Annotated in this window: 15 protein-coding genes, 5 tRNA genes and 1 riboswitch; of the genes, 8 read left to right on the top strand and 12 right to left on the bottom strand. The window is 71.4% G+C overall.

Annotation, left to right across the window (positions count from 1 at the left end; translation table 11 throughout):
• Positions 1-2: 2 nt before the first annotated feature.
• The 3 genes from ACQUSR_RS17785 to ACQUSR_RS17775 all read right to left on the bottom strand — a co-directional run bounded on the left by ACQUSR_RS17785 (position 3) and on the right by ACQUSR_RS17775 (position 3,783).
• Positions 3-1,130 carry a M23 family metallopeptidase gene (locus ACQUSR_RS17785; RefSeq protein ID WP_431043547.1) on the bottom strand — a complete coding sequence of 376 codons (1,128 nt, stop codon included), beginning with the start codon at positions 1,128-1,130 and terminating at the stop codon, positions 3-5.
• A gap of 11 nt (positions 1,131-1,141) precedes the next feature.
• Positions 1,142-1,278, bottom strand: a riboswitch (cyclic di-AMP (ydaO/yuaA leader).
• A gap of 321 nt (positions 1,279-1,599) precedes the next feature.
• Entirely contained in the window at positions 1,600-2,850 is a 1,251-nt protein-coding gene (locus tag ACQUSR_RS17780) for a PP2C family protein-serine/threonine phosphatase (protein WP_431043546.1), read from the bottom strand.
• A gap of 147 nt (positions 2,851-2,997) precedes the next feature.
• A complete protein-coding gene (locus ACQUSR_RS17775; protein WP_431043545.1) occupies positions 2,998-3,783 on the bottom strand; it encodes a DUF6227 family protein in 786 nt (261 codons plus the stop codon).
• Positions 3,784-4,048: 265 nt separating this feature from the next.
• Between ACQUSR_RS17775 and ACQUSR_RS17770 the strand changes: the two genes are divergently transcribed.
• Positions 4,049-5,011 carry an ornithine cyclodeaminase family protein gene (locus ACQUSR_RS17770; RefSeq protein ID WP_431047653.1) on the top strand — a complete coding sequence of 321 codons (963 nt, stop codon included), beginning with the start codon at positions 4,049-4,051 and terminating at the stop codon, positions 5,009-5,011.
• Between the two features lie 61 nt (positions 5,012-5,072).
• On the opposite strand, the gene ACQUSR_RS17765 is transcribed toward ACQUSR_RS17770, so the two are convergent.
• The 7 genes from ACQUSR_RS17765 to ACQUSR_RS17735 all read right to left on the bottom strand — a co-directional run bounded on the left by ACQUSR_RS17765 (position 5,073) and on the right by ACQUSR_RS17735 (position 13,306).
• The gene (locus tag ACQUSR_RS17765) at positions 5,073-6,056 is read right to left on the bottom strand and encodes an urea transporter (protein ID WP_431043544.1); all 984 of its coding nucleotides are present in this window, start codon (positions 6,054-6,056) and stop codon (positions 5,073-5,075) included.
• Between the two features lie 45 nt (positions 6,057-6,101).
• The gene (locus ACQUSR_RS17760) at positions 6,102-6,848 is read right to left on the bottom strand and encodes a hypothetical protein (protein WP_431043543.1); all 747 of its coding nucleotides are present in this window, start codon (positions 6,846-6,848) and stop codon (positions 6,102-6,104) included.
• A complete protein-coding gene (locus tag ACQUSR_RS17755) occupies positions 6,845-9,148 on the bottom strand; it encodes a hypothetical protein (RefSeq protein WP_431043542.1) in 2,304 nt (767 codons plus the stop codon). The genes ACQUSR_RS17760 and ACQUSR_RS17755 overlap by 4 nt, the downstream gene beginning before the upstream one ends.
• A 312-nt stretch (positions 9,149-9,460) precedes the next feature.
• Positions 9,461-9,533, bottom strand: a tRNA-Lys gene (locus tag ACQUSR_RS17750).
• A gap of 180 nt (positions 9,534-9,713) precedes the next feature.
• Positions 9,714-12,053 (bottom strand): DEAD/DEAH box helicase, encoded by a 2,340-nt coding sequence (locus tag ACQUSR_RS17745; RefSeq protein ID WP_431043541.1) that lies wholly within the window; start codon positions 12,051-12,053, stop codon positions 9,714-9,716.
• Between the two features lie 278 nt (positions 12,054-12,331).
• Positions 12,332-12,790 carry a hypothetical protein gene (locus ACQUSR_RS17740; protein WP_431043540.1) on the bottom strand — a complete coding sequence of 153 codons (459 nt, stop codon included), beginning with the start codon at positions 12,788-12,790 and terminating at the stop codon, positions 12,332-12,334.
• 165 nt (positions 12,791-12,955) lie between these two features.
• Positions 12,956-13,306 carry a metallopeptidase family protein gene (locus ACQUSR_RS17735; protein WP_304462593.1) on the bottom strand — a complete coding sequence of 117 codons (351 nt, stop codon included), beginning with the start codon at positions 13,304-13,306 and terminating at the stop codon, positions 12,956-12,958.
• A 237-nt stretch (positions 13,307-13,543) separates the two neighbouring features.
• On the opposite strand from ACQUSR_RS17735, the gene ACQUSR_RS17730 reads away from it, so the two are divergent.
• From ACQUSR_RS17730 to ACQUSR_RS17705, 6 genes are all read left to right on the top strand, one after another.
• A tRNA-Glu gene (locus ACQUSR_RS17730) sits at positions 13,544-13,616 on the top strand.
• 38 nt (positions 13,617-13,654) lie between these two features.
• A tRNA-Asp gene (locus tag ACQUSR_RS17725) sits at positions 13,655-13,729 on the top strand.
• 51 nt (positions 13,730-13,780) lie between these two features.
• Positions 13,781-13,857: transfer RNA gene (locus ACQUSR_RS17720), tRNA-Phe, on the top strand.
• Between the two features lie 425 nt (positions 13,858-14,282).
• Positions 14,283-18,212: an ATP-dependent RNA helicase HrpA gene (gene hrpA, locus ACQUSR_RS17715; protein WP_431043539.1), complete on the top strand. Its 3,930-nt coding sequence runs from the start codon at positions 14,283-14,285 to the stop codon at positions 18,210-18,212.
• A gap of 161 nt (positions 18,213-18,373) precedes the next feature.
• Positions 18,374-18,448: transfer RNA gene (locus ACQUSR_RS17710), tRNA-Asp, on the top strand.
• A gap of 114 nt (positions 18,449-18,562) precedes the next feature.
• On the top strand, positions 18,563-18,796 hold the full coding sequence (locus tag ACQUSR_RS17705) for a DUF6274 family protein (protein WP_431043538.1): 234 nt from the start codon (positions 18,563-18,565) through the stop codon (positions 18,794-18,796).
• 431 nt (positions 18,797-19,227) lie between these two features.
• On the opposite strand, the gene bldC is transcribed toward ACQUSR_RS17705, so the two are convergent.
• Together bldC and ACQUSR_RS17695 are read right to left on the bottom strand one after the other, a co-directional pair.
• Entirely contained in the window at positions 19,228-19,434 is a 207-nt protein-coding gene (gene bldC, locus ACQUSR_RS17700) for a developmental transcriptional regulator BldC (protein ID WP_003949541.1), read from the bottom strand.
• A gap of 469 nt (positions 19,435-19,903) precedes the next feature.
• On the bottom strand, positions 19,904-20,740 hold the full coding sequence (locus tag ACQUSR_RS17695) for a hypothetical protein (RefSeq protein WP_431043537.1): 837 nt from the start codon (positions 20,738-20,740) through the stop codon (positions 19,904-19,906).
• Between the two features lie 197 nt (positions 20,741-20,937).
• Between ACQUSR_RS17695 and ACQUSR_RS17690 the strand changes: the two genes are divergently transcribed.
• Entirely contained in the window at positions 20,938-22,047 is a 1,110-nt protein-coding gene (locus ACQUSR_RS17690; RefSeq protein ID WP_431043536.1) for a Leu/Phe/Val dehydrogenase, read from the top strand.
• Positions 22,048-22,413 lie beyond the last annotated feature (366 nt).

Here is a 22,413-nt window from a genome sequence, read left to right as displayed (position 1 = left end):
CGTTACGGGTTCTGGCCGTGCTCCCGCAGCCAGGCCAGCGGGTCGATCGGCGCTCCGCCGCCCGGTCGTACCTCCAGGTGCAGATGCGGTCCGGTCACATTGCCCGTGGCACCGACGCGTCCGATCACGTCACCCGTCGACACCGAGCCCGATGTCCGGACCATGGAGGACAGATGGCAGTACCAGATCTCCGTGCCGTCCTCCAGCGTGAGCACGATGCGGTAGCCGTACGACCCCGCCCAGCCGGCCTCGGTGATCGTCCCGCCGTGCACCGCCTTGACCGGGGTGCCGGTCGGGGCCGCGAAGTCCTGGCCCGTGTGGTCGGCCGACCACATGTCGCCTGCCTCGCCGAACGTCGAGGTCAGGGTGTACGAGGAGAGGGGAAGGGCGTAGGACGCGGCCAGCTTCGCGCGGCGCTCGGCCTCGGCCTTGCGGGCGGCCTCCGCCGCCTTGCGCTCGGCTTCCTCGGCGGCCTTCCGCTTGGCCTCCTCCTCGGCGGCCTTCCGCTCCGCGACGTCCTTCGCCTTCTGCTCCGCAGCCGCCTTCGCAGCGGCCTCGGCCTCCGCCCGCGCCGCCGCCGTCCACTCGGCCTCGTCGGCGGCCGTCTGCTGCTGCTCCGCCTGCTGCATGATGCGGGCGCGGAGCGCCTCGCCCGCGTCCGTGGTGCCGCTCGCCCGGTCCTCGGGGGTGAGCCCGGCCTGGGAGAGCGGAGTGGAGGAGCCCTGTGGGGCGGTCCCGGAGGAGTCGCCGCCGGAGATCAGCGGTCCGATGCCGGGAAGGTCCTCGGTGTCCGGGAGCGCGTCCCGCACCTCGTCGGCGACATGAGCCAGGTCCGGCATGGATATCGGGGCATTCGGCCGGTCCTTGGCGGTCGCCATGCCGCCCGCGCCGACCGCCGCGATGACACCGACGCCGAGCACGGCGCCGCTGCGCGCCATGGTCCCGCCCCGCTGCTTGGCGACCCGGTGCCTGCCGCGGACCGGGGCGACGGACTCCTCGGTGGGGTTCCACTCCTCCCACGGCTCGCCGTCGTCGGCGGCGCCGGGGGCGAAGACGGCGGTCCCGGAGGGCCCGGCTCCGCCGGAGATTCCGTACGGTGCCTCGTCAAGGGCAGACCTGTTGGACGCCACCGGGGCGCACTCCTTTCCTTCCTTCTCGCCTACCGGGTTAGCTGACGGGTTCGGAGCAGGAAGGTCTCCTACGGGCCCAGGTGCGGCCCGATTCACCCCAAGGTTGGTGGTTCCCCGGTTCCCTTGGTGTTGCTGGTGGTGCAGTGGTGGTGCGTAGGGATTCGGCGACGGCGCACGGTGCCGCCTCTGCGACGGCTGTGACGACCGCGCTGCGTTATCGAACGTTAATAGACCCGGCGACATGATTCCAAGCCGTTCCCCGGAATCCATGAACCTTTGACGCACACCAAACGGTCATTTGTGGGCAGTGTTGGGCGAGTTACCGCCCTGCCTGCCGCGCGGTGGCGCTGTGTTCCATGTACACGCAAACCTGACACGCCTGATCGTGTGTCAATCGTTATGCCGGGCGGGTCACCTTCGACTACGGCCCGTCACGCCCGAGGCGCCGCCATCACACCCGAGGCCCCCATCACGCCCGGGGCCGCCGGCGCGGGCTGTGGCCCGGACGCCACCGCGCCGCCGACGTGCGCTGGATCGCGAGCAGCGCCATGTCGTCCACCCCCGCCCCGCCCGTGTGCCGCGCCACATCCGCGACAAGGGCGTCCAGAAGGACGTCAGGGCCGCGGTGGGCCCGGCCGCTCAGCCACCCGACCGGGTCGTAGAACCGCCCCCGCCGGTCGCGCGCCTCGGTCACGCCGTCCGTGAAGAGCAGCAGCGTCGCGCCTTCGGGGAAGTCCACCGCCTCCACCCGGTCCGGCCATACGCCCAACTCGCCCATCCCCAGCGGCAGCGCCGGGGTCGCGGGCTCGGCCTCGTACACCGTGCCGTCAGCGTGGAGCAGCAGCGGAGCGGGGTGACCGCGGCTGATCAGGCGGACCGTGCCCTCGGCCGGCGGGATCTCGCCCAGTACGGCCGTGGTGAACCCCTCGAACCGGTCGATGCCCGCGCGCGTCGCACCCTCCCGGTCCAACGCCCGTTCCAGCCGGGCGGCCAGCCCCTCCAGCGCCGGCTCCTGCTCCGCCGCCTCCCGGAACGCCCCGACGACGACGGCCACCGCCTCCACCGCGCCCAGGCCCTTGCCTCGGACGTCGCCGACGATCAACCGTACGCCGTAGGGGGAGTCCTGCACGGCGTACAGGTCGCCTCCGATCCGGGCGTCGGCCTGCGCCGCCTCGTAGCGCGCCGCGATGCGCAGCCCGCCGAGCGCGGCGGGAGGGGCGGGCAGCACCGCCCGCTGCACGGCCTCGGCGATCCCGCGGGCGGACTCCAGCTGCTGGGTGCCCCGCCGTACGACCCGGTTGGTGACAAGGGCGAGGAGGGCGACGGTGAGGACGGTGGTGAACTCGACCATCGCCCCGGTCTGGCCCCGCATCCCGTGGACCACGGCCAGGACGAGCGCCGCGCCGGACGACGCGACGGCGGTGGCGACGGTCGTGCGCAGGGTGTTGAAGGGAGCGGCGATCAGCGGGGCGGCGGAGAGGAAGGGGGCGGCGGTGTAGTCGCGCGGGGTGATCACGTCGAACGCGACGCCACCAACGATCAGAACGGCCGAAATCCAGCGGGTGAAGCGACGGTTCCGGGCATCGCTCGCGTCCGGTGTCCTGCCCATGCGGGCGGCCCTGGACCCTCGCACCCGCACCGGCCACTCCCGTTGTCCGCTGTCCCACCGCCCCACAAGGCTCGCGGCTCCGGTGCGGGCGGGCGACTCGGTGTCGGCCATGTGGGGCAACGCGCCGGGCGGACTCAGGCCCGGGTGGACGACGGGCGAGGGCAGGCCGGACGGGGGCGGACTCAGGCCCGGGGAGACGACGGGCGGGGGCAGGCCTGGTGGCCGCCGTCCGGGCAGGCCGCGGCCGGGCCCTTCACGTCACAGGTCCACGCCGAGTGCCCGGGCCCGCCGGTCCGCCGCCAGCTCCGCCGCGACCTCGTCGAGATAGACCTCGCACACCAGCCGCCCGTCGCTCGTCAGGTTGTGCTCCAGCTCCCACAGACTGATCTCGTCCCCGCACGCCAGCAGGAACGCGTGCTCATAGAAGCGGCACCAGGTCGCGTCCCGTCCTCCCGAGCGGCGCCGCGGCTTCGGGGCGAGCGCGATGTCGTGCGCGAACGCGGTCGTGAGCAGCTGCTCGACCTCCTCGCCCGGCCGGTCGGCGTTCTCCGCACGGCGCAGCACGCGCCGCGCGTGGTCGGCGGAGTTGTCGGCCACGTACGCGCGCGACATCTCCAGCGGCACCGTGGAGTGCAGCAGTTGCTCGGGGAACCACACCGGGCCCTTCTCGAACTCCTCCCAGTCCTCGTCCTCCCAGCGGCCGCCGCCGGTGAGCTCGTGCACACGGCGCTCGGCAGCGGTGAGGGCCTCCTCGTCCAGGTACAGCTCGTACAGCAGGCTCCCGTCCCGGGCGGTGTTGTGCTCCAGCTCCCACAGCAGCCCACTGCTGCCGTCCGGCAGCAGGAAGACGTGCCTGAACGTGCTGTATCCCACCGGCCCTTGCGGCTCGTTGCACTGCCGGCACGACCGCAGTTCGGTCTGGTGCATCAGGGCGTCACGCAGCCGGGCGAGCTCCGTGTCGTCGAGCTCGAACGCGTTCTGGGCGCGGGCCAGAACCCCGTCAAGATGCTCGGCGGGCGACCCACCGGCTTCTGCGTGTCCCATGTCTCTACTCCTCCCGGACATCGACTCGCCGCGCCCCCGAAGCGACATCTCGCGACTTACCGTAGCGGCGTCGACACACCCCGCGTGCGGTGTTTGGCGAAGCCGTGAACCGCACTTCCTTCGCCCCCTCCTGCGGCGCTTGGCCGAGAATCATCACTCTGCGGGCTCGTACGGTGACGAATTCGGCCACATGCGGCGCGGGGCCGGAGAAGCCGGGAAGGGCCCCGTCTGGCACACGCTCCATCCGGTGGGGATCATGACCGGCGTGACCCTCGTGCTGAGCCGCGGCGACCTGCTCGCCGTGCTGGATCCGGAAGCCTGCGTCGCCTCCCTGCGGGAGGGGTTCCGCCGCGCCGGCACCGTAGGGGCGCGTGGCGGCGCGCCCGTGGACGGGCTGCGGATCCGTACGGATCTGCCGTTCCCCGGGACGGCCACGGCGCTCATCCCCGGGGTGCTGCCGGGGATCGAGGCGTACACGGTGAAGGTGAACGCCAAATTCCCCGGCGCCCGCCCGGCGCTGCGCGGGGTGGTCTGCCTGCACAGCGGCCAGGACGGCGAACTGCTCGCGCTGATGGACTCCGCCACCGTCACCGCCTGGCGTACGGGGCTGGCCGCGGCCCTCGGCACACATCTCCTGGCGCCCGCCGACCCGGCGGGAGGCGCGGTGCTCGGCGTCATCGGCGCGGGCGCCCAGGCCGAGATCGCCGTCGGCGGGCTGCGCCGCCTGCGCCGCTTCCGCGACCTGGCCGTCCACGACATCGACCCGGCGCGCGCCGCCGACTTCACGTCCCGGCACGGCGGCCGTACGGTCGCCTCGGCCGCCCGGGTCGCGGCGGCCGCCGACATCGTCGTGCTGGCGACCTGGTCACGCGCACCGTTGCTGCGCGCCGCGGACACCCGGCCGGGGCAGCACCTGACCACGCTCGGCGCCGACGAGCCCGGCAAGCAGGAACTCGCCGCCGACCTCCTCGAGACCGGACTCCTCGTCGTGGACGACCGGGACCTGGCCGCCGACATGGGCGCGCTCGCGGCGGCGGGGCTGCCGCCCGCCGCCGCCGTCACACTCGGCGAGATCCTCCGCGGCGATCATCCCGGCCGTACGCACGCCGCGGAGCGCTCCGTCTACGCCCCGGTCGGGCTGCCCTGGCAGGACCTCGCCATCGCCTGGACCGCGTATCAGCGAGCGCGGCAGCTCGGCGTCGGAACGCGCGTCGACCTGCTGTCGTAAGTACCGCCGTCCCAGGTACCGCCGTCGTAGGCACTGCCGTCGCAGGGGTGGCGTCGTTCCGTCACGCGGCGCGCCGGATCCGCGGAAAGGCCGGGACCGCGGCGATGAACAGCCAGGTGGTGATGGTGAAGGGCCAGGTGAGGGTCCGTCCGCCGAAGGGCGTGAAGTAGGCGTTCAGAGCGGCTGTCAGTACGGTGGCGGCGGCCACGGCCACCAAGGTGTAGACCGCGCTCGGCACCGTCCTGGCCAGGAAGAGGGTGCCCAGGGCGACGGCCACCAGGACTCCGTTGTAGCCGTAGACGCCCACCGCGACCGCGCCCGGCGGGGCGCCCAGGGCCCAGGCCACGAGGACCGCGACGGCGCTGCCCAAGACGGCGGCCAGCCCCTGCCGGATCCCGGCGACGAACAGCCCCACCAGCATGATCGCGCCGACATACCAGTGGGCCGAGAGGGCGACCTGGGAGATGTTGGTGAAGAACCCGTGCCACAGGTCGGTCCACGTGTAGTCGACGCCCGCGGTCGCCATGACGGGCAGGGCCGCGGGGCTTCCGCCGTGCCAGACCCGGGTGAAGGCCGGGGCCCCCATCACCGCCACCCCGGCGACGACGCAGAACGGCGCGGTCAGCGCCGGGAGGTTCCAGGGAGCCAGCAGGTTGGTCAGTGCCGAGTACAGCGGCACGCAGGCGACGGCGCCGCCCACGGTCAGCAGGTAGGTCGCGGGGTAGTGGCCCAGGAACACGAACAGGGCCATGCCGGTCAGGCAGCCGCTGAAGCCCTGCAACCCGAGGTCGATGGTGCCCTTGTCGACGCCCAGCGCGTACGCGGTCGCGGTGGCGACCGCGGCGCCGAGCAGCCCGAGGGCGCCCATCCGCCAGTCGCCCACGAAGAGCGCGAGCAGGATGATGGCCCCCGCCCATACGTTCGCTTGCAGGCTGAGCTGGGCGAAGCCGCGGACCAACTGCGCCGCGAGGCGGACCGGGCCGGGCGGAGCCGCGGCCTCCGCGGTGTCCGGCGAGGCCGTCTGCCATGTGTCGGGAGCGGTCATGGTGCCTCCAAGGCGGCATGGACGTCTCCACGACCGCGTCCGGCCTCACGACAGGACGTGCGGCGTCGATGAGGGTGTTGACGAGGGCATCGGCGAGGTATCCGGTGAGAGCGTCGGCGAAGTGTCCGGTGAGGAGGTATCCGGTGAGAGCGTTGGCGAGGTGTCCGGCGAGAGCGTCGATGTGGGCGCCGGCAAGGGCGTCGGAGGGAGCGTCGACGCGCCGGGCTCGAACTGCCATGGACCGTCGTCCTCGCGAACGGCGACGACGCGCGCGCCCGCCAGGCACCCCCCGGCCCCCGCGAACCAGCGGGCGTCGCTCGGGTCCCACCACCGGTCTCCGACCCGGATCACCTCGTGGTGCACCACGCTCCGCCCGATCCACGCGACGTTCGCCTGCGCCTCGTTCCAGCTGACGCGCCAGTGGGCCGGGGCCAGCGGCCCGGTCAGCAGCGCGGCGCGACCCCGCGCGTGGGGAATGCCTTCCCGCTCGAGGAGCGCCGCCGCCACGTCGGCGTGGACCCCGCAGTCGCCGGCGAGCCCGTCATGGTCTGCCAGGTGGCACCAGTACGCGGGCCACTGCACGGGCCCCCAGCGGAAGAGCTCGGGAACGGCGGCGAGCCGGGCTCCCATGTCCGCGTACTGCGTGAGCCGGGCGAACACACCGTGCCTGACCATGTGGCAGCACGCCGCCGCATGGCTGGCCACCCGGGACAGGCCGATCCGGTCGAACCGCTTCAGCTCCGCGAGCAGCTCCGTCGTGGCTACTGTCGCCGCCCCACTTCCCGCGGTCATGACTGCCCCAGTTCCCGTGGCACGGTCCCGCGCCCGAAGTCGTAGGCCATCGACGTGTCGTACGCGCCGCACATGCCGAACGCGAGGTAATCGCCCTCCCGGACGCCGGACAGGTCGAGGCAGACGGAGAGCACGTCGTGCTCCATGCAGGATCTGCCCAGAATCCGGTTCCGGCCGGGGAGCAGCGGGACCCAGCGGGATCCGTCGAACCGGACCACGGGGTGCGGGTGGAACGGCGCCTCGGGCATGTCGCCCTCGGCCGCGTCGACGACGACGTCGCAGCCGTGGCGGGACTCCCGGCGCACCAGGACCTGGGTGACGACGGCGGCCGTCGGCTGGGTGAGGAGCTTGCCCGCCTCCAGCACCAGCAGCGGATCCGCGTCGTGTACGGCAGAGGGACCGTGCGCGAGCACGTACTCCATCGACGTACGCAGCCCCGGCATGTCGTCGACGTGCCACCCGCCGCCGATGTCCAGCACGGCCGGAGCCTCCCCCAGCTGATCCGCCAGCGGATCGGCGGCGCCGAGCGCCGCCGCGCACTCGCGCTGCCAGCGCGGCGCGCCGAGGACGCTCTGGGCGTAGTGGAAGTGCAGTCCCCAACGGGCCCCGAGCCGCTCCGCGAGAGTGCCGAGGAGCTGAGCCGTCTCGGCCATGGCGTCGCGCTCGTGCAACGGGATGCCGAACCGGCTGGCGAGGCCGACCGGGGCGACGCGGACCCCGACCACCTCGGCCTCCAGCTTGAAGCCGTCGTCCAGCAGGGCGGTCAGTCCGCGCAGTTCCGCCAGGGAGTCGGCGAAGAAGGCCCAGCAGCGCACGCGGTCGGCGGCGGGCCACCATTTCGCGGGCCCGTTGAGGATCGCCTGTTCGGCCGCCAGGCCGAGGCGGTCGGCGGCGTCCAGCTCGTCCAGGCTGATCGCCTCGGCGACCAGGCCGAGCCGTGCGGCCTCGCGCAGCACCTCGGGCTGCGGGCAGGTCTTCACGCTGTGTGCGAGAAGTACTCGGCACAGTCCTTCGAGCTCCTGCCGCACGGCCTGGACCCGCTCGGTGAACAGGGGCACGAGGAGCTGTCTGCGCGGCGTGGCCCCGCGCCCGGGGGGTTCGAGCAGGTCCTCGAACCCACCGGTCTGGTCGGCCGCCACCGCATGGCTCCCGACCGGCTCCTCGGCCGCCGCGTCGCCTTCGGTGGGGACCAGACGCCGCTGGCCGAGCGCGGGCATCCCGGAATGGTGGTGCTTGTCCTCGGGATGGGACAACCCACCGGCGACCCACCCGATGGGGGTGATGCCCAGCGCCGGGTTGACCGGGATCTCCTCGACCACCCGGGTGAAGCCCGGCACCAGGCGCCTGCCGGGGCCGGTGGCACTCCCAGAGGTCGTGGTGGCAGCGCCGGCGAGCAGGGCGGCGGGCAGGTTGGCCCCGCACACCGAGGCACCGTGGATCCAGGCGGGGAGGCGTGGGTTGACCTCCATGAGCGTGAGGTCGCCGTTCCAGGCGCGGATCAGCTCCAGCTCGCCGCCGCCGGTCCACAGGACCTCGGCGACCAGATCGGCCAGTCGGTCGCGCAGCGGCCCGTCCAGTTCCGCGACTTCACCGGACCACGTCTTGCCCTCGCCCGTGACCATCGCCTTCGTCATGAACACCGCGTCGAGGAGCCGGCCGTCGAAGGCGCAGAACGCGATGCTGCACTCCTGGCCCGCGACGTGCGCCTCCACATGCCACCCGCCGCCCCACGTCCGGCGGACGACGTCGCCCAGGGCCAGCGCCTGCCCGGCGGTGTAGGCCCGGTACGCGTCGTAGTGCTGGCCCTTCACCCACACCCCGTGCGGAGCAAGGCGGACGAACCGGTCGATGGCCGGCCAGCTGGTGTCGGTCTCGTACGCCGGAGTGCGCAGGCCGAGCCGTTCCGCGGCATCGAGCGGAGGCTTGCGCACCAGGTCCAGCGCCGTCTTCGAAGGGCCCAGAATCCGGTCGTGGGAGCCCAGCTCCCTGGCCAGCAGCCGGACTTCAAGATCCAGGCAAGGGATCAGGTACGCGTCCTCGGGCTCTAGGAGCCGGCCCATCTGCTCGGTCCAGGTGGCGAGGTGCGCCCGCTTCCACGGCGGAAGGCACACCAGGTCGTCGAGGAGGCCGGAGTGCAGCCCCGAACTCTCCGACGAATAGTCCAGGCCGACGATCCGCAGTTCGGGCCAGGCCAGACGCAGGGAGCGGGCGACACTCAGGCCCGGCGACGGGTTCGGGCCGCTGTGCATGCCGCTGATGAAGACCGTGCCGGCTGCCGCCGCGGGGCCGAAGGAGCCCACCGCCTTCTCCGCCCATGGGGCGATTCCCTGCGATGTCTCAAGTCTTACGACATCCCGGGTCGCGCCCACTGGCTCGCGTCCAGTACGTGCTAGAAGCCCCATGCCGACATCATCAGCAGAGGTCACTCCCCCGCGCACCCGGTGGCATCCGGCAGGGTGAGCCGCCCCTCCGCGACCTCCGGCACCTCGCGACGCCACTCCCGCGCGGCGGCTCTCACACGCGACGCCTCCGAACGCGGAAGCGCCCCGGCCGGTGAGTGTGGCCGAGGCGCGTTTCCACTGGTCAGAGGCCCTGAAAGGGGGCCTGTCCGGTGGGTCATCAGGGGCTCGAACCCTGAACCAATGGATTAAAAGTCCACTGCTCTGCCAATTGAGCTAATGACCCCGCACACCGCAGCATAGCCCGGACGGCGGCGAAGGCCCGAGCCAATACCCTCCAGAGGCCGTGTCAGCTGATCGGCACCGCTCAACTGGGCGGATTCCGCGCGGGCTTGCCCACGGCGCACGAAGGCCCGTACGACACACTCCGGTGTCGTACGGGCCCAGGTGTCAGAGCCTGCCGGGGTCAGCCGTTGCGCTTCCAGCGCGGCTTGTCGGCGCGGCGGTCGAAGGAGCGGGCACCGGTGGCGCCGCGGTGGTCGTCACGGCGGGCCGGGCGGTCGTCGCGACGGTCCCGGTTGAACGGACGGTCGTCACGGCGGTCGCGGTTGAACGGGCGGTCGCCGCCACGGTGGTTGTGGTCGCGGAAGCCGGGCTCGCGGCGCTCGAACGAACGAGCCGGACGCTCGTCGCGGCGGTCGCGGTTGAAGCCGCCGCGGTCGCCGTCACGGCGGTCGCGGTCGCGGTTGAAGCCACCGCGGTCGTCACGGTCGCGGTTGAAGCCGCCACGGTCGTCGCGGTCACGGTTGAAGCCACCGCGGTCGTCGCGACGGTCGCGGTTGAAGCCACCACGGTCGTCACGGCGGTCACGGCCGAAGCCGCCACGGTCGTCACGGCGCTCATACGAACGGCCGCCACCGAAGCCGCCGCGGTCGCCGCGGTCGCCGTCACGGCGGTCGCGGTAGGACGGACGGTCCCCACCGCGGTCACGGTCCCCGCCACGGTCACGGCCGAACCCGCGGTCGCGGTCCCGGTCGCGGTTGAAGCCACCACGGTCGTCACGGTCACGGTTGAAGCCGCCACGGTCGTCGCGACGGTCGCGGTTGAAGGACCGGTCGTCACGGCGGTCACGGTCACGGCGCTCGAAGTTGCCACGGTCGTCACGGCGCTCGTGCGCGGGGGCCCGGCGCGGCGCCTCGGCCGCGCTGGCGCCCTCGGCCTCCGACGCGGCGGCCTGCTCCGGCACCACCGGAGCGTCGGCGGCGGCCACGGCGGCGGTGTCGGCGATCGCCTCGCCGGCCGCGGCGGCCGCGGCGGCCTGCGGCTCCTCGCCGCGCTCACGCGCGGCACGTGCCGCCAGCCGGTCGGCCTCCTCGCGCAGCTCGGTCGCGCGCCGCGTCACCTTCTCCAGCTCCCGGCTCAGGTGCTGCACCTCACGCTCGGCCTGCTTGGCCGAGTTCGCCGCCGACTCCGCCTGCACCTCGGTGAGCGAACGCGCACCGGTGATACGGGCCACGTCCTCGTCGAACGCGCCGGCGCCGCCGACGATGTGGCGCGAGGCGTCCACGCCCGCGTCCTCCATCAGCCGGAAGATCTGCCGCCGCTGGTGCGGCAGGGCGAGCGAGACGACCGTGCCGCTCTGCCCGGCACGGGCCGTGCGGCCACTGCGGTGCAGGTAGTCCTTGTGGTCACCGGCCGGGTCCACGTTCAGCACCAGGTCGATGCCGTCGACGTGGATACCGCGCGCGGCGACGTCGGTGGCGACCAGCGCGTTGACGTAGCCGTCCTTGAAGTCGGCGAGCACGCGGGTACGGGCACCCTGCGTCATGCCGCCGTGCAGCGCGTCCGCCTTCACGCCCGCCTCGACGAGCTGCTCGGCGATACGGTCGGCGCCCAGCTGCGTCCGTACGAAGATGATCGTGCGGCCCTTGCGGGCGGCGATGGCCGCCGTGACCGGCGCCTTGTCCTTGGGCTTCACGACGAGGACGTGGTGCGTCATGGTCGTGACGTTGCCCTGGGCGCTGTCGACCTCGTGGCTGACCGGGTTGTTCAGGTAGCGCTTGACCAGCGTGCCGATCTCGTTCTCCATGGTGGCGGAGAAGAGCATGCGCTGGCCGCCCTCGGGCACCTGGTCGAGCAGCTCGGTGACCTCGGGCAGGAAGCCCAGGTCGGACATCTGGTCGGCCTCGTCGAGGACGGCGACCTGGACGTTCTCCAGGGAGCAGGCGCCGCGGTTGATGATGTCGCGCAGACGGCCCGGGGTGGCGACGAGGATGTCGACGCCGCGCTCGAGGGCGTAGATCTGGTTGCCCATGGACGTACCGCCGCAGACGACCTTGATCTTCAGGCCGAGCACGTCGCCGTACGGCTGGAGGGCGTCCGCGACCTGCATCGCGAGCTCACGGGTCGGGGTGAGGATGACCGCGCGGGGCTTCTTCTTCTCGGTGTGGCCGCCGGCCAGCCGGGCCAAGGTCGGCAGACCGAAGGAGAGCGTCTTGCCGGAGCCGGTGCGGCCGCGGCCGAGGATGTCCTTGCCGGCCAGGGCGTCCGGGATGGTCGCGGCCTGGATCGGGAAGGGCGTGGTCACACCGTTCTGCGCCAGCTTGCGGACAATCTGCTCGGGGAGCCCGAGGTCGGCGAAGGTGATCTCCGGAGCCTTGGCGGCCTCGGGCTCGGCCGCGGTGGCCTCGTCGGCAGCGACCTCGTCGGCAGCGGCGACGGCTTCAACCGTCTCCTCGGTCGCCTCCGGCACCTCCACCGCCTCATCGGCAGCGGGCATGACGGTGTGATCAGTGGAAATGGACATGCGAAATGCGAAACCTTCCGGAGTCTCGGCACGCGCCCAAAGCTCCGTGTCATTTCGCAAACGACCGCCTCAATGCGGTCAGGCCACGGCAAAGTAAGGAACGCGCCACGCGGCGCGCTTCGGTGTGGCGCCGGGCAAATGGGATCAAACGATCTACCACCATACGCACTCACCCCCACCGAAAGCAAATTGACCCTGGACGGCCCGCCGCGGATCCGGTAAAGGCCCTGCTCAGCGGCGCCCCGATGGCCGCCGCCCGACCGCCGTCCGCCCGGCCCTCACCTCGCTCCCCCGGACTCCGGCGATGCCCCCGGCACGGTTCCACCTCCGCCCGGCGGCTCGGAGGTCGGCGAAGGCGACGGCGGCTCAGACGTGGTCGGCTGCGGCTCGGAGGCGGTCGGCGCCGGGGCCGACGGGCGCGGCGGCCGGGAGGGGGACGGCGCGGGGCCCGACGGGCCGCCGCCCGGGCCCGAGGAGGTGGAGGGCGGCACGGGTAGGTGCGGGTTTCCCGACCGCGACACGGACGCGGAGGCCGACGGGGACGCCGAGGGCCTGCCCTTCTCCTTCGCCGCCTTCTTCTTCCCGCTCTTCCTCCCGTCCCGCCCCTCACCATCACCCCGGTGCCCCGCCTCCGCCGACCCCAGCGGCCCGCCGCCCGGCTCGACGCCCTCCGTGCCGCTGCGCTGCTGGGTGCGGCCGCGCGAGTCCGGCCGCTCGGGGCCGTCGGACACGCTCATGCAACCCCCCAGGGCCACGGCGGCGGCTATGACCGCCGCGACACGCGCCGCGGCACGGGGGGCGCGAGGGGGCAGAGCGGGAATTCCAGGCATGGGCGGGCCACCTCCAGGCCGCAGGGTGCAGACTCCCTGCCCAACTGGCGCCGCCCCGCGCAGGACACGCGCTCAGCCGTACCCGAGCGCGTGCAGCCGCTCGTCATCGATCCCGAAGTGGTGGGCGATCTCGTGCACCACGGTCACTTCGGTCTCGGCGACCACGTCCTCGCGTGTCTCGCACATCCGCAGGGTCGGGCCCCGGTAGATCGTGATCCGGTCCGGGAGCACGCCCGCGTACCACTCGCCCCGTTCGGTCAGCGGAGTCCCCTCGTACAGCCCGAGCAGCTCGGGGTCGTCCGCGGGCGGCTCCTCCTCCACGAACACGGCGACGTTGTCCATCAGCCGTGTCAGCTCCGCCGGAATCCGGTCGAGCGCCTCGGCGACCAGTTCCTCGAACTCCTCGCGCGTCATCTCCAGCACGCCGCCATTGTCGACCAGGACGCCCCCGCCGGGGCAGCCCGGCCACGCTGCGCGTCCCGACCCCGCCCCACCGAGGCCCCCGCGGCGCTCCCCCGATCCCCCGAGGAGACCCCCGTGGCGCCCCTGGAACAGGCCGTTCGCCCAGGCGGCCGTAAACCGTTTTGGCGAACCTCCCCGGCATCCCATATGCTTCTCACGTCCCCGACGGCGCCGAGAGGCGCAAACGGTGGGCCATCAGCCCTCATCGTCTAGTGGCCCAGGACGCCGCCCTTTCAAGGCGGTAGCACGGGTTCGAATCCCGTTGGGGGCACGCAACACCATGTGCGAGACTAGTCCTCGCACAAGCTTGGTCCTGTGGAGCAGTTTGGAGTGCTCGCCACCCTGTCAAGGTGGAGGCCGCGGGTTCAAATCCCGTCAGGACCGCTGCAACCGCGAGGTTGCCTCCCCAAGCTCTTCGAGCTGGGGGACGCCCATGGCTGGGTAGCTCAGTTGGTACGAGCGTCCGCCTGAAAAGCGGAAGGTCGCCGGTTCGACCCCGGCCCCAGCCACCATAGGAAAACCCCTGGCGAGATCACTCGCCGGGGGTTTCTTCCATTTGACGACGCAAACATCCAAGGTCGCCGCCGCCCGCAGGGTCGGCGGCTTCCACACCGCCCCGGTCGTCCACCGCCCCGGTCGTCGACGCCGACCCGAACGCCGAGGCGCCCTGGCTCGCCACCGCCCTACGTCCCCGGCCCCACCCTGTCCCAGCTGATCGCCGCCCAGGGCCCAGTGGAGTGCCCTCCTCGACGCCGTGCTCCGGCGCTGCGCCCCCGGACTCTGACCGCCCCCGTGCCCCGCGTCCCCGCGCCCGCGGATTCATGTCCGACCGCTCACGGATTCACGCTGACGCCGCCGTCCCCGACATACTTCCCCGATTAGTCCGGACAGAAATGGCTCGCCAGCCGTTTCGGCGAAGTGAGATCCTGGATCGCGTATGTCCACAATGCCTGCCCCCACCCTCCCCGCCCTGCTGGAGCGGATCCCCGAGCTGATGCTGCGCGACCAGCAGCGGCTGGGGCGCCGGCTCGACGGCGCGCGCCGGATCCGTAAGCCCGAGGCACGGACCGCCGTGCTCGCCGAGATCGCCGCCGACGTCGAGCGGGCCGAGCTGCGGGTCGCCGACCGCCGCGCCGCAGTGCCCCAGGTCAGCTACCCCGAGGCGCTGCCGGTCAGCCAGAAGAAGGACACGATCCGCGACGCGATCCGCGACCACCAGGTCGTGATCGTCGCCGGCGAGACGGGTTCCGGGAAGACGACGCAGATCCCGAAGATCTGCCTGGAGCTGGGGCGGGGCGTACGGGGCCTGATCGGCCACACCCAGCCGCGCCGGATCGCCGCCCGCACGGTGGCCGAGCGCGTCGCCGAGGAGCTGAGCACCCCGCTGGGCGAGTCCGTCGGCTGGAAGGTCCGTTTCACCGATCAGGTGAGCCCGGACACCCACATCAAGCTGATGACGGACGGCATCCTGCTCGCGGAGATCCAGACCGACCGCGAGCTGCGCCAGTACGACACGATCATCATCGACGAGGCGCACGAGCGCAGCCTCAACATCGACTTCATCCTCGGCTACCTCGCGCAGCTGCTGCCGCGCCGCCCCGACCTGAAGGTCGTCATCACCTCGGCCACGATCGACCCGGAGCGCTTCTCCCGGCACTTCGGCGACGCGCCGATCGTCGAGGTCTCGGGCCGTACGTATCCCGTCGAGGTGCGCTACCGGCCGCTCCTCGAAGAGGGGGGCGAGGACTCCGACCGCGACCAGATCACCGCGATCTGCGACGCGGTCGACGAGCTCCAGGCCGAGGGGCCCGGCGACATCCTGGTCTTCCTCTCCGGCGAGCGGGAGATCCGGGACACCGCCGACGCGCTCAACAAGAAGCAGCTCAGGCACACCGAGGTGCTGCCGCTGTACGCGCGGCTCTCGCACGCCGAGCAGCACCGGGTCTTCCAGCGCCACACGGGGCGGCGGATCGTGCTGGCGACCAACGTCGCGGAGACGTCGCTGACCGTGCCCGGTATCCGGTACGTCATCGACACCGGCATGGCCCGCATCTCGCGCTACAGCTACCGCACCAAGGTGCAGCGCCTGCCCATCGAGCCGGTCAGCCAGGCCAGCGCCAACCAGCGCAAGGGCCGCTGCGGCCGCACCAGCGACGGCATCTGCGTCCGGCTGTACTCCGAGGACGACTTCCTCGGCCGCCCGGAGTTCACCGACGCGGAGATCCTCCGTACGAACCTCGCCTCCGTGATCCTCCAGATGACCGCGGCGGGCCTGGGCGACATCGAGAAGTTCCCCTTCATCGACGCGCCCGACCGGCGCAACATCAAGGACGGCGTGCAGCTCCTGGAGGAGCTCGGCGCCCTGGACAGCAAGGAGAAGGAGCCGAAGAAGCGGCTCACCCCGACCGGGCGCAAGCTGTCGCAGCTGCCGGTCGACCCGCGGCTGGCCCGGATGGTCCTGGAGGCCGACCGCATCGGCTGTGTGCGCGAGGTGATGGTGATCGCGGCGGCGCTGTCCATCCAGGACCCGCGCGAGCGCCCCTCCGACAAGCAGCAGCAGGCCGACCAGCACCACGCCCGCTTCAAGGACGAGACCTCCGACTTCCTCGCCTTCCTCAATCTGTGGAAGTACATCCGCGAGCAGCAGAAGGCGCTGTCGTCGTCCGCCTTCCGCCGGATGTGCCGCAGTGAGTATCTGAACTACCTCCGGATACGCGAGTGGCAGGACATCTACAGCCAGCTGCGTACGGTCGCCAAGTCGATGGAAATCCATCTGTCCGAGCAGGACGCGGCGCCCGAGCACATTCACACCGCGCTGCTGGCGGGGCTCCTTTCCCACCTGGGACTCAAGGACACCGACAAGAACAACGAGTACCTGGGCGCGCGCAGCGCCAAGTTCGCGGTCTTCCCCGGCTCGGCGCTCTTCAAGAAGCCGCCGCGCTGGATCATGTCGGCGGAGCTGGTGGAGACCTCGCGGCTGTGGGCGCGGGTCAACGCGCGCATCGAGCCGGAGTGGATCGAGCCGCTGGCCCAGCACCTGGTGAAGCGTACGTACAGCGAACCGCACTGGGAGCAGAAGCAGGCGGCCGTGATGGCGTACGAGCGGGTCACGCTCTACGGTGTGCCGATCGTCGCCCAGCGGAAGGTGAACTACGGGCGGATCGACCCGGAGACGAGCCGGGATCTGTTCATCCGCAACGCGCTGGTAGAGGGCGACTGGCGCACACACCACCAGTTCTTCCACGACAACCGCAAACTGCTCGGCGAGGTCGAGGAGTTGGAGCACCGGGCGCGGCGCCGGGACATCCTGGTGGACGACGAGACCCTGTTCGACTTCTACGACCAGCGCATCCCCGAACACATCGTCTCGGGTGCCCATTTCGACTCGTGGTGGAAGCACAAGCGCCGCGACGAACCGGAGTTGCTCAACTTCGAGAAGTCGATGCTCATCAACGAGCGGGCGGAAGGCGTCACCAAGGACGACTATCCGGATTCCTGGCGGCAGGGCAAGCTGAAATTCCGGGTGACGTACCAGTTCGAACCGGGCGCGGACGCGGACGGCGTGACCGTCCATATTCCGCTCCAGGTGCTCAACCAGGTCTCTCCCGAGGGCTTCGACTGGCAGATCCCGGGGCTGCGCGAGGACCTGGTGACCGAGCTGATCCGGTCGCTGCCCAAGCCGGTGCGGCGGCACTACGTCCCGGCGCCGAACTATGCCAAGCGCTTTCTGGACGGCACCGTCCCCCTCCAGGAGCCTCTGACGGCCGCTCTCGGCCGTGAGCTCCAGCGGATGGTCGGGGTGAAGATCGAGGCGGAGGACTGGGATCCGGCGAAGGTCCCGGACCATCTGAAGATCACCTTCCGGGTCGTGGACGAGCGGCGCCGCAAGATCGCCGAGGACAAGGATCTGGAGGCGCTGCGGCTGAGGCTCAAGCCGAAGACGCGGGCCGCGATCTCCAAGGCCTTCGAGACGTCCAAGGAGGGCACCGGCATCGAGCAGCGCACCGGGCTGACGGCGTGGACGATCGGCGCGCTGCCGCGCACGTTCGAGACCCGGCGGTCCGGTCAGCCGGTCAAGGCGTATCCGGCGCTGGTCGACGAGGGCGCCTCGGTCGCCGTACGGCTCTTCGACACCGAGGCCGAGCAGCGGCAGGCCATGTGGCGCGGCACGAGGCGGCTGATCCTGCTCAATCTGCCGTCCAACCCCGCCAAGTTCGCCCAGGACAAGCTGACCAACAGCGCGAAGCTGGCCCTGGCCCGCAATCCGCACGGCGGCGTCCCGGCGCTCTTCGAGGACTGCGTGGCGGCGGCGGCCGACCGGCTGATCGCGGCGCGCGGCGGCCCGGCCTGGGACGAGGAGGCCTTCCGCAAGCTCTTCGACGCCGTGCGCGCGGACATCACGGACGCCACGCTGGACACGATCCGCAAGGTGCAGGAGGTGCTGGCCGCCTGGCAGGCGTGCGAGCGCCGGCTGAAGGCCACCACGAGCCCCGTGCTGCTGGCCTCCCTCGCGGACGTCAAGGAGCAGCTGGCGGAGCTGGTGAAGCCCGGTTTCGTGACCGCGCACGGAGTGCGCCGGCTGCCCGATCTGATGCGCTACCTGGTGGCGGCGGACCGGCGGTTGCAGCAGCTCCCGGGGAACGCCGAGCGGGACCGCGCGCGGATGGCGAAGGTGCGCGAGATGCGGGACGAGTACGCGTGGCTGCTGGAGCAGCTCCCCCAGGGGCGCCCGGTGCCGCGCGAGGTCCTGGAGATCCGCTGGATGATCGAGGAGCTGCGGGTCAGCTACTTCGCCCACGCGCTCGGCACGGCCTATCCCGTGTCCGACAAGCGCATCGTGAAGGCGATCGACGCGGCGGTGCCGTAGGGCCGCCGGGTGCGGCGACGCGCTGCTCGGGGCGGGCCCCGGCCGGGTGCCGAGGCGCCCCACGACCTTCGGCCGGAAGGTGTTCCACCGCGAGTTCGACCGCACCCCCTGACCTGCTGTAGAGTCTGTTTCCGCAGCGCACACCGTGCGAAGCGAAGCAAGGTCCTGTGGAGCAGTTTGGAGTGCTCGCCACCCTGTCAAGGTGGAGGCCGCGGGTTCAAATCCCGTCAGGACCGCCCGAGATGAAGGCCCGGATCCATCCCAGGATCCGGGCCTTCGTGTGTCTTGACTGGGGCATGTACCGGCGGTACCCAATCAGTGAGTGATGTGGGGGCGCGGGAGGTGCGCGTATGACGACATCCGCGAGGCATGAGATCCGGGCGCTGCTGCGCGCCCATCTGTCCGCTGCGACGGGGTACCGGCACTCCACCCGTCACTGCCCGGTCTGCCATCGGCTGCTGCGCCTCGCGATGGAGCACGACCCCGCCGCTTCCCGGCCGGGCGACGCCACCCCATCGAGCGACACGCCACCCGAGCCCGCACCACCGGATGGACCGCCGGCCCAGTGCGGCCGAACCGAATGAGGCCGGCCCTCCGCCGACCCGACCGCCCCTTTACCGTAGGTATGCGCTTGATGACAAGCCGCACGCAATGTGACGGGAGTCACCGAACGGCTTTGTAGAACGGCCGAACTTACCCCCCTCCTACAACGGGTCAATTTAATATGTGCAATTGCACCAACCTCGAAGAGGCACCCGGAGCGCCCGTCGACACCCCTCCGGGAGGCGCTTCCGGAGTCGGCCGCCTGGCCCGAAGAGCGCCCTTGCGATGCCCCCCGAGCGGCGCCGTCAGGGCATAAAAAGATCGCGCTGGATCCGGCGGAATCCAGCGCGATCGACGACTCACCCCGATGTGCGGGCGGCGGGCCTGTTGGGGCAGGCACCTGTCGTGTGGTGCTCAGGGTCGGACGGTCACCAGGCTGGGATGCCTGGAAAATGCCCGGTCATGCGGTATGTCAGGCCTCGCTGCGCTGCTGCGGGATGCCCGCGAGAAGCGCACGGACCTCCGCTTCGCGGTAGCGCCGGTGCCCTCCGAGCGTGCGGATGGACGTGAGCTTGCCTGCCTTGGCCCAGCGCGTGACCGTCTTCGGGTCCACGCGGAACATCGTGGCAACCTCAGCCGGGGTCAGCAGCGGCTCGGCATCAGGGGTGCGAGCGGTCATGAGCGGCCTCCTCGGGAGAACCGAACCATCACGGTTCTTTCCTCTAAATTCTGCACCTTGACCCGCGTTGCCCGAAATGGCGGACGCGGGCCGAGTCGGTTATAGGACGAACGGCTTGTCCTCGGCACTACAACTACACCATCTGTCCAGCCCCGTCGGCCAAACCGACGGAATTGCCCTCTCAGGTGTTCAACCTCGGCGGATGCCGATGGACCATGTCATAGCGGACAGTCACCCCGTCGTAACGATCAGTCACAACAGGATCAGGGGTCACCAGACCCACCAAGGCGTGCAATACCGAGAAATCCGCCCTTACTTGGGCGGAAGGAGGCCCACCTGGACTCCTTGTCCTATTTTGACACGAGGGTAGGGGATACCCGCAAGACCCTAGGAAAGTGGGTTACATCACGCTTGACGTTAAAAGTCCGTATCGGGACCTACGTCCTGACCGTCCGACATCAAGACGGCGTCAACTCGCGTTCTGCCGTGCCCGCACCGCGGTCCAGCGTTCCGTCAGCCTCTCGTACGCCTGCCCCGCCCGATCCCCGTCGCCGTCGCGCAGGGCCGCCAGCCCCTCGGCCACATCCGCCGCCGAGTGATCGCCGTCGAGATCCTCCTCGGGCACCGTGTGCACCAGGCCGCCGTAGTCCAGTTCAACAAGCGAACGCGGATGGAACTCTTCGAGCCACCGTCCTACATCTACCAGGCCGTCGATGAGCGGCCCCTCCCCCAGGGCCTCACGCAGCACCTTGAGCCCGCGCGCCACCCGCCGCCGCGCGTCCACCATCGGCGTCCGATAGCGCAGGACGAGCCCGTCCTCCCCCTTGGTGAATTCCCGCTCCTCGTCCGAGAAGAGGGCGAACCAGCGCACCGGGACATGCCAGGTCGCCGACCGGATCCACGGCCGGGCGTCCGGATTGCGCTCCAGCCACCGCTCGAAATCGGACAGCGCCTGCCGGCGCACCACCGGCGGCAGCACGGCGTCCAGCAGCGGCGCCGGGAACCGCTCCGCGAGCTCCTCCAGGGCCAGCCAGCCCCGCAGGCGGGTCCGCCAGGGACACACGCAGACGATGCCGTCCACGACCGCCACGAAGGCGTCGCCGCTCTCGTGCACCGGAACCGCCACCGGCGGCACCGGCAGCAGGTCCGCCAACGAGCGCCGCAGTTCGTCCTGGGCGCCGGGCAGCCGCGCGCGCCGGGCGTAGCGCGCCCAGTGGGTGCGTTCCGGCTCCGGAAAGGCCGCCAGCGGCTCGTAGACCCGCAGATACGCCGCGTACGGGACGATCACCGAAGACGCCAAGGCCACGCACGCTCCCTCAAGGCCGATTCCACCACGGGCAGTTGCCTCCCCGACGCTCGAATCGTCCCACGCCGTCCACGCAGTGGACTCGGCGACTCGGCTGCCAGGTCGAGGGCGAAGAGCGGCCCCATACGGCCCCGCCAGGGCTTACTCTCTTGGCGACCGGCCCTCCCCCACCCCCGGGAGGGCGTCCACCGCGACATATGGGAGTCACCACCGTGACTGACGTACGTCTCACCGACGATGCTGATGGCGTGCTGAACACTCTTTTCCGCTCCGAACAGGGCGGCCACGAACAGGTCGTCCTCTGCCAGGACCGCGAGACGGGTCTGAAGGCCGTCATCGCGATCCACTCCACCGCCCTGGGCCCCGCCCTCGGCGGCACCCGCTTCCACGCGTACGCCTCCGACGAGGAGGCCGTCATGGACGCGCTCAACCTCTCCCGGGGCATGTCGTACAAGAACGCGCTCGCCGGGCTCGACCACGGCGGCGGCAAGGCCGTGATCATCGGTGACCCCGACCAGATCAAGACGGAGGCGCTGCTGCTCGCCTACGGGCGATTCGTGGCCTCCCTGGGTGGGCGCTACGTCACCGCCTGCGACGTCGGCACCTATGTCTCGGACATGGACGTCGTCGCCCGCGAGTGCCGCTGGACCACCGGGCGCTCCCCGGAGAACGGCGGCGCCGGAGACTCCTCCGTGCTCACCGCCTTCGGCGTCTTCCAGGGCATGCGCGCCTCCGCGCAGACCGCCTGGGGCGCGCCCACCCTGCGCGGCCGCCGGGTCGGCATCGCGGGTGTGGGCAAGGTGGGCCACATCCTTGTCGAGCACCTGCTGGAGGACGGTGCCGAGGTCCTGATCACCGACGTACGGGCCGCTTCGGTGGACCGGGTCCGGGCCAAGCACCCGCAGGTGACCGCCGTCGCCGACACCGACGCGCTGATCCGATCCGACCTGGACGTGTACGCGCCGTGCGCGCTCGGCGGCGCGCTGAACGACGACACCGTGCCGGCCCTGACCGCCAAGGTGGTGTGCGGCGCGGCCAACAATCAGCTCGCGCACCCCGGTGTGGAGAAGGACCTCGCCGACCGCGGCGTCCTCTATGCCCCGGACTACGTCGTGAACTCGGGCGGTGTCATCCAGGTCGCCGACGAGCTGCACGGCTTCGACTTCGACCGGGCCAAGGCCAAGGCGACGAAGATCTTCGACACCACGTTGGCCATATTCGAACGTGCGGTGCGGGACGGTGTGCCGCCGGCGGTGGCCGCCGACCGGCTGGCCGAGCAGCGGATGGCCGAGGGACGCCGGAAATGATCCGCCCGGCGGACGGGCACGCGCACCGCTCCGCCGGTTCCGCCTGGCCGTCCCGGTAGCTCGACCCGGCCGTTTTCGGCCAGACGGGCAGACGGGTCACCCGTTTGTCGGCACTCCGACAGGCCGTGAGGGAGAGATCCCTCACGGCCTGTCGGCGGGTCGGCGCTCAGGACACGTTAAAATCGCAGCTGACCAGCGAGGACGGGGCGCCTCGCGGGTTGTGTGACGTGGCACGTCATGCGGGCGACGTACCGTATGGCCACAGAAGCAGGTACCGTTGAAGCCCTACGGACCGGGTTCTCTCTGGAGAGTCCGCTCCGATTCATGAACGTGAACGCGTGTCAAGACTCTGGGGCCGTCGAGCCC

The sequence above is a fragment of the Streptomyces sp. P1-3 genome (assembly GCF_050613155.1).
In the GTDB taxonomy this organism is placed as follows: Bacteria; Actinomycetota; Actinomycetes; order Streptomycetales; family Streptomycetaceae; genus Streptomyces.
This window is presented reverse-complemented; position numbering and strand designations above follow the sequence as displayed.

Coding starts and splice junctions, on each gene's coding strand:
- ACQUSR_RS17705 (WP_431043538.1), top strand. CDS start 18,563: ATGACGACATCCGCGAGGCATGAGATCCGGGCGCTGCTGCGCGCCCAT.
- ACQUSR_RS17765 (WP_431043544.1), bottom strand. CDS start 6,056: ATGACCGCTCCCGACACATGGCAGACGGCCTCGCCGGACACCGCGGAG.
- ACQUSR_RS17690 (WP_431043536.1), top strand. CDS start 20,938: ATGGGAGTCACCACCGTGACTGACGTACGTCTCACCGACGATGCTGAT.
- bldC (WP_003949541.1), bottom strand. CDS start 19,434: ATGACCGCTCGCACCCCTGATGCCGAGCCGCTGCTGACCCCGGCTGAG.
- ACQUSR_RS17760 (WP_431043543.1), bottom strand. CDS start 6,848: ATGACCGCGGGAAGTGGGGCGGCGACAGTAGCCACGACGGAGCTGCTC.
- ACQUSR_RS17780 (WP_431043546.1), bottom strand. CDS start 2,850: ATGGCCGACACCGAGTCGCCCGCCCGCACCGGAGCCGCGAGCCTTGTG.
- ACQUSR_RS17745 (WP_431043541.1), bottom strand. CDS start 12,053: ATGTCCATTTCCACTGATCACACCGTCATGCCCGCTGCCGATGAGGCG.
- ACQUSR_RS17775 (WP_431043545.1), bottom strand. CDS start 3,783: ATGGGACACGCAGAAGCCGGTGGGTCGCCCGCCGAGCATCTTGACGGG.
- hrpA (WP_431043539.1), top strand. CDS start 14,283: ATGTCCACAATGCCTGCCCCCACCCTCCCCGCCCTGCTGGAGCGGATC.
- ACQUSR_RS17740 (WP_431043540.1), bottom strand. CDS start 12,790: ATGAGCGTGTCCGACGGCCCCGAGCGGCCGGACTCGCGCGGCCGCACC.